Annotated in this window: 5 protein-coding genes and 1 pseudogene; 2 read left to right on the plus strand and 4 right to left on the minus strand. The window is 41.7% G+C overall.

Going from position 1 to position 13,005, the window contains the following annotated elements; genetic code table 11:
- Positions 1-2: 2 nt before the first annotated feature.
- The 3 genes from C6P39_RS01280 to C6P39_RS01290 form a co-directional block, all read right to left on the minus strand.
- Positions 3-848, minus strand: a complete 846-nt coding sequence (locus tag C6P39_RS01280; protein ID WP_104802509.1) for a LicD family protein — start codon at positions 846-848, stop codon at positions 3-5.
- A gap of 44 nt (positions 849-892) precedes the next feature.
- Entirely contained in the window at positions 893-2,002 is a 1,110-nt protein-coding gene (gene glf, locus C6P39_RS01285; RefSeq protein ID WP_104805829.1) for a UDP-galactopyranose mutase, read from the minus strand.
- A 112-nt stretch (positions 2,003-2,114) separates the two neighbouring features.
- Complete coding sequence (locus C6P39_RS01290; RefSeq protein ID WP_104802510.1) at positions 2,115-3,173, minus strand: pyridoxal phosphate-dependent aminotransferase; 1,059 nt, start codon at positions 3,171-3,173, stop codon at positions 2,115-2,117.
- 217 nt (positions 3,174-3,390) lie between these two features.
- On the opposite strand from C6P39_RS01290, the gene C6P39_RS01295 reads away from it, so the two are divergent.
- Positions 3,391-7,008, plus strand: coding sequence for a hypothetical protein (locus tag C6P39_RS01295; RefSeq protein ID WP_104802511.1), 3,618 nt, complete (start codon positions 3,391-3,393; stop codon positions 7,006-7,008).
- A 50-nt stretch (positions 7,009-7,058) separates the two neighbouring features.
- Here the strand turns inward: C6P39_RS01295 and C6P39_RS01300 are convergent, their stop codons facing one another.
- Complete coding sequence (locus tag C6P39_RS01300) at positions 7,059-10,538, minus strand: N-acetylmuramoyl-L-alanine amidase (protein ID WP_104802512.1); 3,480 nt, start codon at positions 10,536-10,538, stop codon at positions 7,059-7,061.
- A 358-nt stretch (positions 10,539-10,896) separates the two neighbouring features.
- On the opposite strand from C6P39_RS01300, the pseudogene C6P39_RS01305 reads away from it, so the two are divergent.
- Positions 10,897-12,628, plus strand: a pseudogene (locus C6P39_RS01305) (IS1634 family transposase).
- The last annotated feature ends 377 nt before the right edge of the window (positions 12,629-13,005 follow it).

Below are 13,005 nucleotides of genomic sequence, written 5' to 3' on the forward strand. Positions count from 1 at the left end.
ATTTATTCCTCTCTGCCATCTCCAAAATCCAGAAGGTATGGGTAATGGTTCTGCCTTTTTTCCGGCGGTGGCATCTGCATATAATCCCCATACATCTGTGATAATATTTTCTCATTCGCCTTTGGTACACATAATTCAAAATCTTCAAACGGAATTTTCTTAACTGGCAGCAGCTCATCTATAGACAGGGCACTTTCCATTGTCCCGCTGTCACACAGCTGTGTCACCATGCTGCTTCTGCCGTTAAACGCCGTGGCGTGTTTCAGGTACTGTCTGTATATAAAAGTACCGGGAACGGCCTGCGCCAGGCAGTGTGCTATAAGGCTGGCAAGTCTTGGTATGAAGTTCCCCTTTTTTGACACACTGTTTGTAAAAAAGTTTACGTTCCTGACCATATTCAGGCGTCTCCAGAAACTGGTGCAGGCAATCTGCCTTTTTCTGTCTTTTTTATCTTCGGCAAGACCATCATAGGGAAAAATATCCACAAGGATTCCCACATGATATCTTCCGTGGTCATACTGTGTACATAACCGAGTTCCCACTTTGCTTACATTAGGAATCAGGTTGTAATATTTTTCCTTTGTATCAGGGCCTGAGATTTTATATTTTCCCTTAAATTCTTTTGGTGCCACCTTTAAAAAATGTTCATAGTCTTTTCTAAGCATACCAATATCAATATCGTCATCCCAGGGTATGAACCCTTTATGGCGTACAGCCCCAATCGCTGTGCCAAACAGCGCAAAATAAGTTATATTATGTTTTTCGCAGACCCTGATGATTTCCTTCAGTACACCAAGTTCCTCCTGCTGCAGTCTTTTCAGTACTTCCGGTTTATATTGTCGATACATGTTAAAACCTTTCCTCTCACTGTTTATGAATTTCCGGACAGGCTCTAAATGACAGCATTCAGTTCTTTTTTCGCCAGTGCAAATGCAGCTTCGATCACCTTATCCATATCGTAATATTTATACTCTGCCAGACGCCCACCGAACAGGGTGTCTTTTTCCCGGGAAGCCAAGTCTGCATATTTTCCATATAATTCCTGATTCCTGGCATCATTAATGGGATAATAAGGTTCCTGTCCCTCTTCCCAGTCCGCCGGATACTCTTTGGTAATGACCGTCTTTGGCTGTGTCCCATATTCAAAATGTTTATGCTCTATGATCCTGGTATATGGAGTCTCCCTGTCTGTATAATTGACAACTGCAACTCCCTGATGATTTTCCTCATCCAGAACTTCGGTTTCAAACCGTAAGCTCCGATACTCCAGCTTTCCGAATTGATAATCATAATAAGAGTCCAGTGTTCCGGTGTAAAGGACTTTATCTCCTGATTCTCTGTATTTTTCTCTGTTATTGTTAAAGTCTTCTCCTGTTACGATTTCACATCCGTCAAATAATTTTTCTATGAGGGCATTATACCCCCCTATTGGAATACCCTGATATAAATCGTTAAAATAATTGTTGTCATATGTGTACCGCACCGGTATCCTCTTAATTATAAATGAAGGAAGTTCTTTACAGCTTCTTCCCCACTGTTTCTCTGTATAACCTTTTATTAATTTTTGGTAAATATCATTGCCCACAAGGCTGATTGCCTGTTCTTCCAGATTCTTTGGCGTCTCTTTGATGGCAGCTCTCTGGCTCTCTATCTTTTCCCGGGCCTGCGCAGGTGTTCTCACCCCCCACATTTTATTGAATGTATTCATATTAAAAGGCAGGTTGTAAATTTCGCCACGATAATTGGCTACCGGTGAATTGGTATATCTGTTAAATTCCACAAGTGAATTTACAAAATCCCACACTTTCCGGTTACTTGTATGAAAAATATGTGCTCCATACATGTGTACATGGATGCTCTCCCGGTCTTCACAGTACAAATTACCGCCAATTGTATCTCTCTTTTCCACTACAAGGCATTTCTTACCATTCTCCATTGCCAATTTTGCAAACACACCTGCGAAAAGTCCGCTTCCAACAATAACATAATCATATTTTTTCATAATATTCTCCGATACTTCAATTAATTCAAATACGTTTATTATATCCCGATTTTCAACAAAAAGAAACCATTTCACTCAAAAAACTTCTTAATACTATTTTCTGCACTGTGCCCTATACATCCAATTCAAAAAACGCATCCAGGAATATTTTCATTGCCCCCTCGGAACCTACAGACACCCGGATATAGTCTTTTAACAACTCATTATTATAGGCATGGACTAAAACTTTCTTCTCATTTTCCAGCCTGTCTGCTATAACTTTTGCGTTATGTTTTGGCTTAATAAAAATAAAATTTCCCCTGCAGTCCCTGCATTCATATCCACGTTCCTGAAGCATGTCCAGCGTATATTTTTTACCTGCGTTTTCAGTGCGGATCAAATTCTCAATCATTTCAGGATTCTGCAGGATTTTTTCTGCGAATAACAAAGCGATCGCATTCGCATCAAATGTCAGGCGGGCATTCTTAACATAATGTATGATTTCAGGATTGCTTATAATTACCCCTAAACGGCAGGCCGCAATGGAAAAAAGCTTTGAAAACGTCCTGAGTATGATTACGTTATCTCTCTCCAAGGCATATTTTAAAAATGTCTGTGGATAAAAATAATGATAAGCTTCATCTATAATAACAACAGCGCCAACTTCCTCTGCCCTGTCAATAACACGCTGCAATTCCTCTTCTGTATATACATTTCCGATCGGATTATTTGGGTTGAGAAGCACAACGATTCTTGAGTTTTCACTGATAGCTGCTATTATATTTTCGATTTTGATTGTAAGATCTTTTTCATAAGGAACAGGGACATGCTTAAGCCCAAGAATTGAACAGTTCACCCAGTACATTTCAAAGGAAGGAGCAACTGTAACTACCTCTTTGCCCTTTTCACCGAAAGTCTCCAGAAGATAACGGATTGCCATATCAGAACCATTTGTAGTCAGTACATTTTCGTATTTTGCACCTATATAAGAAGCATATGCATTCAAAAAACGGTCCGGCTCAGGATAAATCGTGAGAAATTCCGGTGTGATCTCTTTCAATACCGAATCCACAAATTCTTTTGGCAGCCCTTCCGGGTTTTCATTCATATCGTACCGGTAATATCCGTATCTTCCCTGTTTCGGAAATATACGCTGTGTATTTTTTATATCTTCATTAACAAAATATTTCATATTCATCCTCCTAAACTGTATCTTCTGCATAGTTTTCTGGTACATATTTGAAGAATTATATAGTCCCGTACCAGAACCTTTTTATACAAGATAACACACTCCTGCAAGAGAACGCAATAGATATCTTAAATGAAGACCGGAAAACTTGCATTAACAGGCAAATAAATGGTATAATAGTGATAACAAAATTTTAATATTTTATGGAAAGGGCATTATCATGCAAAAGTATTTGAATCTAAAAAAGCTTTTTTGCTACTTGCTGGCCTTTGTTTTATTTTTTTGTGTTGATATTTATACCCCCGGCTCTGCCAGGGAGGTAAAAGCAGCAGGAAATGACTGTAAAATCCATTTTATCACACTATCTGATAATTCAGATGCCATCCTGCTGGAATGCAATGGACAGTTTGGAATGGTTGATTCCGGTGAAGATAGCGATTATCCCCGCGGTGATAATCCCATATACCCACTAAGGGCCGGGATCACGATTGGCAATGGCTCGGAGAAGAAAGTCATATCCTATATGCATTCTGTGGGAGTGACGCCCGATAATTTTGAATTTTATATCGGCACACATGCGCACAGTGACCATATTGGCTCAGCCGATGAGGTGATCAATGAATTCAAGCCCAAACGTGTATACATAGAGAAATATTCAGACAATGATATCACTGTCCCCTCTAATCTGTGGGATAACCTTTATGTATATGATAATATGGTATATGCTGCTTTGGAAAACGACTCTACGCTCATCCAAAGTTTTAAGGAAGGTGCACCTCTCTACCCTGAAACGGTTTCCGTAACTGGAACAATCGTCTGGGAAGCGCCTGCCGCTGAAAGTCCGGATGATACAGCCCCTGGCAGCCAGGATGAGAACAGCATGGAACCGGTGACTCCCACAGATCCATCTGCTGCAGAGACCGGTCTTACGAATACCGCTGCAGTATCTGGTGCAGAACCAACAGAAAAAAACGACGTCTCTGAAGAACAGGACGACGATCAGGACATAACCAATTCCCGCAGTCATAATAGTTCCGATGCACAAACCATCCCTGAAAGTCAGGTTAACAGCAATGAGCTGGATATACCTGAAGAAACAGAAGAATCTAAGGAGCCGGAGGAATCAAAAGAACCTGAGGCGTCTGAAGATACAGCGCCTGTGGTGACTCCGGCACAGCCTCCAAAGAGCATTTCGGTAAGCCTGCAGTATTCCACAACAGATGCCGAAACCACAGTTCCGCAACCTTTGACGGTCACTGCTTTAAAAGATCCCCAAAAGGATATTTGGACTTATAAGTTTACCGGTGTCAGGAAATACGATGATACCAAAACACCTTTTACTTACGCAATTGCTCCAGAAGCAGAGGGATATGTTTTCATTCCGTCTGAGGCAACAGAGGAAACAGAACATAATTTCACCTGTCAGCCTGCGGCTCCTGTCCAGAACAGACAGGCACTGGAAGAACCTTTCCCCCAGGAGATCACCCCTGAGGAAGGAATCAGCAGTATTACAGATGAAGTACCGGAACCTCCCGCAGATTCAGAGTCCGATGACCTGACTACTGAAAACATTCCGGAGACTGACCAGGTAAATCCCAGCCTGCCGGCCGACCCAACAAATGCTAATATTTCCACATATGCAGCCCCTGCCCAGACAGGTGTTTATGAAGATCTTTCGGGGTATCAGTCCACACCTGTTTTCTATCTGGGAGGAAAGAATGGAGCAAAAATAGAAATAAAGAACTATAATGCTCCCCGCCCCCAGCAGGATGCCAACTTTTTCAGTCTGGGCGTGAAAGTAACCTCAGTCTCAACAGGCAAGACAGCCTTTCTTTCCGGAGATATCAACAATTATACAGGTACGGAAACAGTTCTTTCCAATGAATTAGGAAAAATCAATGTACTGAAGCTTGGTCATCATGGTTCCTACGGCTCCAATACTTACACTTATTTAAAAAAATTGAGCCCTGATCTTGCAATCATGACTGGAAATTATAATTATGTTTCCAACACTACCTTCGGCAATGAAATGGGAACCCTGGATACCCTGCTCCAATTGGCCAGGGATGGTACCCCGCTGTATGCAACCAGTTGGTATACCCCTTATGTGGACGCATTTGTGATACATCTGGACGGCCGGCTCAGCAACAATATCCCCAAAGGCAAATCTTTTGTAGCCTGTGCAGAGCGGATAAATCCTTATCATCATATTTACTACCGTGACGGCTTTCCTACTGCTTATACTGGATGGCAGCAGGCCGCCAATAAATCCTGGTATTATTTTGAAAATTCCTACAACGCCTCTGCCAATAAGTGGGTAAAAGACAGTTCCGGTAAGTGGCTTTATCTGAGAAATGACGGTACTATGGCCGTTGGATGGGTTTCTGTAAACGGCTACTGGTATTACATGGATACCAACGGTTACATGACAAAAGGATGGCAGCAGGTAAACGGTTCTTGGTATTATATGGATGAGGCCGGCCATATGCTGACCGGACGCCACAGGATTGACCAGGATTACTATTATTTTCACTCCACAGGTGCTATGGCCACAGATGAGTATGTGGATGGACAGTACTACAACACTTCCGGAAAATGGCAGCCTGACTTTAGAGATGCAAGCTGGAGACAGGATTCTACCGGATACTGGTATCGGTTCGGGGATGGTACTTATCCCAAAAATACATGGATGAAAATACACGGTACATGGTATTACTTCTATCCATCCGGCTATATGGCTACTGGCTGGCTGAAACTTGGCGATACCTGGTACTATATGGGCGGACGCAATGATGGCGGCATGAAAACCGGATGGTATAAGGTTGGTAATACATGGTACTTTTCTAATTCTTCGGGAGAAATGATGACCGGCTGGCTGAAAAACGGCAATGCCTGGTATTATCTCAGCAGTTCCGGTGCTATGCTCACCGATTGGATCAATCTGGGCGGCACATGGTATTACCTGAACAGTTCAGGTGCCATGCTCACTGGCTGGCAGTATATACGCGGCTCCTGGTATTATATGGACGGTTCCGGTAAAATGCTTACAGGACTGCAGAAAATCGGGGGGCAGACATATTTCCTCAACAGTTCCGGCGCCATGGCAACCGGATGGGTATATCCTAATGGAAAATGGTATTATCTCACATCAAACGGAGCTGCCGCAAGAGGCTGGTATAAAATTGGCAGTACCTGGTACTACTCCAACTCATCTGGAGAAATGCAAACAGGCTGGCTGAACCTGGGAGGAACCTGGTATTATCTCAGTGGTTCCGGTGCTATGCTCACTGATTGGATCAATCTGGGCGGCACATGGTATTACCTGAACAATTCCGGTGCCATGCTCACTGGATGGCAGTATATACGCGGTTCCTGGTATTATATGGACGGCTCCGGCGCCATGCTCACTGGACTGCATAATATCGGAGGACAAAAATATCTTTTCAGTGCTTCCGGTGCTATGGCTACCGGCTGGGTATTCCAAAATGGAACATGGTATTATTTTAATGCCAGCGGTGCAGCTATGAGAGGCTGGTATCTTGTAAACAATATATGGTACTATTCCAACGCTTCCGGAGAAATGCAGACTGGTTGGCTGGATGATGGAGGACATAAATATTACCTTAGCAGTTCCGGTGCCATGCTTACTGACTGGATTCACCTAAACGGGAATTGGTATTATATGAACAAATCCGGTGCCATGCTCACTGGCTGGCAATATATACGTGGTAATTGGTATTATATGAATCCGGCAAATGGTATTATGTACGCAAATACATGGACGCCGGATGGGTATTTTGTTAATGTAAACGGTGCCTGGACGGGCCAGAAACGCTGAATTAAAAAAAGAAGTCAATCGCAGATATACTCATTGCGATTGACTTCTTTTTAGATACTTTTCAATTTTTTTATCATATCCACAAGGTCCGTGCCATAACCAGCTGTCGCTGCCCATCCAGCCTTTGTGGGGTTATCAGGAATTCCCAGCCATTCCACATAAGGTGCGCTATTTCTTGTCACATTATCAAAACGTAAATCAACACAGGTATTGTTCAAATTCTCGGTTGAGGCATACGCCTTCAAATGCTGAACCTGCGCACGGATACCCGTGCGCACATCCTTAAAGGAATTTCCTTTTACTCCGTTTCCCGTTGCACCAAGACCACAGAAATTAAACTGTTCAATAGAAACATCACCACCAAACTTTAACCAGCCTGTTTCCTTCATAGCCTGAGTAAATACCACTTCTGCCCTTATCCCTTCGGCGTTGGCTTCTTCCAAAACAATTTTTGAAAATGTTTCAATATTAGATGCACCACCCTTTGCCAACTCCGCTGACGGATACTTTACTTTGGCGGAATTAAAATATTTTGTCATCTGATCCGCCGTAACGCTACTGTTTCCAGCTATAGCATACAAGTTTTTATTATCTATTACCGGTTTCGTGGTCTCCTCTTTTTTTGCTCCCGGAATCCATACACCGGATCCATTCATATAATATTCTTTGCCGTTAACCGTAATCCAACCGGTCATCATAGCTCCGCTTCCGTTTAAATAATACCAGCTCGACCCAAGCTGCAACCATCCTGTCTGCATGGCTCCGCTTCCGTTACTGTAATACCAAGTATCCCCAATTTTATACCATCCTGTACACATAGCTCCATTTATAGGGTTCATATAGTACCAAACGCCCCCAACGGCTATCCAGCCTTCTGCCATGGCTCCACTTCCGGTCAAATAATACCAGGTCGACCCTTGATGCAGCCATCCTGTCTGCATGGCTCCACTTCCGCTGCTGTAATACCACCTTCCGTTTGCTTTATACCATCCTGTACACATGGCCCCATTGCCAGGTGTCATATAATACCATGCTCCCTCTATATAAGCCCAGCCTTCTGCCATGGCTCCGCTTCCGGTCAGATAATACCAAGTTGCTCCCTGATGAAGCCAGCCTGTCTGCATGGCTCCACTTCCACTACTGAAATACCAAGCGCTTCCTACCTTATACCAGCCGGTCTTCATTGCTCCGTCTCCAGGTGTCAGATAGTACCAAGTTCCACCAAGTGCGACCCATCCTTCAGCCATAGCTCCACTTCCAGTCAGGTAATACCAAGTTGCTCCCTGATGAAGCCAACCTGTCTGCATGGCTCCATTACCATTACTGTAATACCAGGTGTTTTTTACCTTATACCAGCCAGTTTTCATAACTCCATTTCCAGGCGTTAGATAATACCAGGTCCCTCCGATATATACCCATCCCTCTGCCATGGCCCCACTACCAGTGAGATAATACCAGGTTCCTCCCTGGTTCAACCATCCAGTTTGCATGGCTCCGCTTCCAACACTGTAGTACCAGGTATTTCCTACCTTATACCAACCGGTACGCATAGCACCTGTTCCTGGAGTGAGATAATACCAGGTTCCTCCCTGATTCATCCATCCTTCAGCAACAGCTCCATTGCTCTTCATATAGTACCAGGTGCCACCCAAGTTATGCCATCCCTGGCCCAGCATGGCTCCGCTTCCCTGCAAATAATAGCGATTTCCTTCGATAGTTTGCCAACCGGTCTGCATACTTCCTGAAGCATTCAAATAATAATAACTACCATTTATATACTGCCATCCAGTGAGCATATGTCCTGAAGAATTCAAATAATACCAATATCCCCCAATGCTCTGCCAGCCTTTCAGCATCACTCCACTGCCGTTAAAATAGTACCATATGTTATCAATTCTCTGCCAACCGGTCTGTTTTACATTACCAATATAATAATATGTATTGCCTCCAGATTGCCTCCACTCCCCTTTGGGTTCCGGAACCGGCTCATATGTCTCTCCGCCTGTTTCAATGTTAAAATACTGTGCAATACCATAAGCATCTGCTTTAGCAAGATTTTTGATAGACGCTTCATTGTTCAAATACTGTTTATCCTGCGCCCCTGTCAAAAATGCATGTTCCACAATAATAGAAGGGATGGATGCCTTCATACCTTCCCTGATAACGGCATAATAATCAGCTGTGCTTCCATCACTGTATTTGCCGCCATTTTCCGAATCTCTTTCCTTCAATCCCCTGTCATAAAGTCCAAGGGATGTCAGTCTTTTTAATATATTATTGGCTGCCTTCTGCGCATTTTCTGCAACTGCAGAATTGTACCTTCCTGTTTTAGGAACCAATACCTCTGCTCCATGTGCAGTTTCATAATCGAAAGCGTTTAAGTGAAGGCTCACTAACAGATCTGCATGTTTATTAGCAGCAAAATCCACTCTTTCTTTCAGTGTCATTTTAACTGCCTTGGATGCCCCTACCGTGTCGTGTGTCATATAGACAGTAATTTCAGGATACTTTTCAAGTTCTTTCTTCACATAATTGGCAATCTTCATAGTAAGATCAGCCTCTACAAACTTTGTTCCGTCACTAAAAGTATGGTCAGCTCCTGGATCATAACCATCTGTATCAATTGTCCCATGTCCGGGATCCAAAACTACTATGTACTCTTCTTTTTTTTGTGGATCCACCGCAACTGCAGACGGAACATCTGTACTGTCTCTCAGTGAAAATGTAGAAATATCATCACTCGATGATTCTGCCAGGGCATTATTATTTATTATAGCACCTTTAATGTCATCAGCAGAAATTCCGTTTTCATCTGCGGCAACTACTCCATTTTCTACCTGCTCTGCCGTCTGGGCATCCAATCCAGCTTCCTCATTATTGCTTTCTTCTACAACCTGCGCCGCTTCCTCGCTACTCACTTCAACCTGAGCCATGTCTTCTTTTTGCCCCAAAGAAACATCATATTCCTGCCCACCTACAACTGCTTTCACTGATAAAAAGGCTCTCTCCTGTCCTTCTACAGGAAGTTCAAGCAAAAAGGCCGCAATATTTTCCACAATTTCTTCAGCCTGTGCTGTCTTTATATCACCCTCTTTGTCTTGATAAAAAAGAATTACACTTTCCAGATTCGTAGAGGATTCCTCCCCTAACTCAATAATTACAGATTGATGGATATCGTCCTCCTGTGTAAAAATGTAATTACAAATCAAGTCACCTATCTGTTCTCTCTCACCATTCTGTTGCAACATTACATCATTATCTGGCTTTGCTTCCGATTCATTGACACTAGACGGCTTCTCCCCAGGCATATTTCTTTCTGCTTCCTGATCCGATTGTTCATCCCCGTCTGCTTCCGTCTGATTTTCTTGTACAGTCTGGTTTTCTCCAGCGATCTGCGTCTCCTCGGTTACCTGTTTTTCTGTAACTTCCGTTCCTGGCAATGCTTCAGCACCGAAGACCGGTGTGTACATACTCAAAAGCAATGTAAGAACCAATACATACACCAGAAACTGTTTCCCTAATTTCCTCATCCTCTACCCCTTTTCTTTTTTGTTTCTTGCAATTTTGTTACATATATTACTGAAATATTACATATTATACACTATTATTCATAAGAAATCAATCGATTCACAATTTAATGTTTTCTTTTTTTAGGGACTGTGCTACAATGTTAGTGTTTTTAATAAAGTATCCGAGAGTTCTCCTGTTTTCTTTATGCGGGAGACTGATTGCTCGTACACCACACTTTTGCAGTTACTTTCTAAGATGATATATCTCGATTGCTTTATTCATAAGGCATTCGGGCATTTTTTGTTTTATTTTTTTGTCATGTTTTACTGGATATATGTGGATGTATATGATATAATAAGGGTATTGGAGGTGTCAATTATGCATTTAAGAAAAACTAAAACATCAAAAGGACGTATCTATCTGGCAATTGTAGATTCCTATTATGACAAACAGCGAAAAATGTCTCGTTCTAAGACTGTTGAATCTTTGGGCTATCTTGATGAATTGGAAAAACTATATGATGATCCTATTGCCCACTTTCAAAAACGTGCTGAAGAATTAAAAATCGAAAAAAATGCGATGCAAGCTCCCATTAACTTTACTTTTTATCCTTCCGATCGTTTGTGCACGGATGATACTTCTCTCCGAAAAAACTTTGGCTATGCTGCTCTAAGTAAGATTTATCATGAACTTGAAATTGATAAGTTCCTTATTAATCGCAGGCGCCATTCAAAAGAGAAGTTTGATGCAAATACTATCATGAAGATGCTTGTATATTCAAGGCTTCTCTTTCCAGCATCAAAGAAAGCTTCTTTTGATAACAGGGAACAGTTCTTCGAAAAAACAGACTATTCTTTAGATGATGTTTATCGCTGTCTTTCCTTCTTTTCAAAACACAAAGAAAGCCTTCAAGTCTGGATGAACGATAAAATCAAAGAGAAATACGGTAGGGACACCAGCCTTATTTATTACGATGTGACGAATTACTATTTCGAATCAGATGACCAGAATGATTTCCTTCGAAAAGGTGTTTCCAAGGAACACCGTCCAAACCCAATCGTACAGATGGGATTATTCATGGATAACAATGGAATTCCTATTACCTACGAACTTTTTGCAGGAAATACCAACGACTGCCTCACCTATCGTCCAAACTTTGGGCGAATCAAAAAAGAGTTTGATCTTGGTCGTGTTATTTCTGTTGCAGATAAAGGAATGACCACTGGTGATAACATTTGGTATACCATTAATACTCCCACAAAAGATGGCTATGTATTCAGCATGTCTGTACGTGGTGCTGATAAAGAAATGAAAAAGTATGTGCTCGACGAAGAGGATTATACCTGGCTGGGCACTGAATATAAAAGAAAGTCACGCAAGCACCCTCGCACGATTCAAGTCACCTCTCAAACCGGACGCAAGCTAAAGAAAACTGTACATGAAAAGCAGGTTGTCTTTTGGAGTGAAAAATATGCGAGACGAGCAAAAGCCGATCGTGCTGCGGCTCTTGCAAAAGCTGCAGACCTTGCAAAAAATCCAGGTGGTTATACCCGAGCAACTTCTTATGGTGCAGCAAAATATGTAAAGAAAATCGATTATGATAAAGATACTGGTGAAATTTTAACCGCATCTTCCATCTTAGAAATTGACGAAGCAAAGCTTCGTGAAGAAGAGGCACTTGATGGTTATTATGTTTTACTTACAAGTGAAATGGATGAAAGTGATGACAAAATCATTGACATGTACCGAGGACTTTGGAAAATCGAAGAATCATTTAAGGTAACTAAAAGCGAATTAGAAGCCAGACCCGTATATGTATGGACAAGAGAACATATAGAAGCACATTTTCTTACCTGTTTTGTGGCCCTTACCATCGCTCGCATACTTGAAACAAAGTTAGAGCAAAAATACAGCATTGGTAAGCTTCTGGAATCACTCTCTAAAGCAAGCTGTACCCTAATTCAACAGAACTATTACTTGTTTGATTACTACGACAATGTACAGAAAGACATCGGCAAGGTTCTTGATATTGATTTCAGTAAGAGAATCAGAACTCTTGGTGAAATAAAAAAAGTTTTAGCAGCCACAAAAAAGTGAAAATACACCATGAAAATATGACAAAAAGACAAACCCGTTAGTCAGCTTATTTGCTGGGCTAACGGGTATTTTTATACTTAATCATCTGCAAAAGTCAGGTTATNAATAAAAAAAGTTTTAGCAGCCACAAAAAAGTGAAAATACACCATGAAAATATGACAAAAAGACAAACCCGTTAGTCAGCTTATTTGCTGGGCTAACGGGTATTTTTATACTTAATCATCTGCAAAAGTCAGGATATTATACACTATTATTCATAAGAAATCAATCGATTCACAATTTAATGTTTTCTTTTTTTAGGGACTGTGCTACAATGTTAGTGTTTTTAATAAAGTATCCGAGAGTTCTCCTGTTTTCTTTATGCGGGAGACTGATTGCTCGTACACATTA

The sequence above is a fragment of the Blautia marasmi genome (assembly GCF_900258535.1).
In the GTDB taxonomy this organism is placed as follows: Bacteria; Bacillota; Clostridia; order Lachnospirales; family Lachnospiraceae; genus Blautia; species Blautia hominis.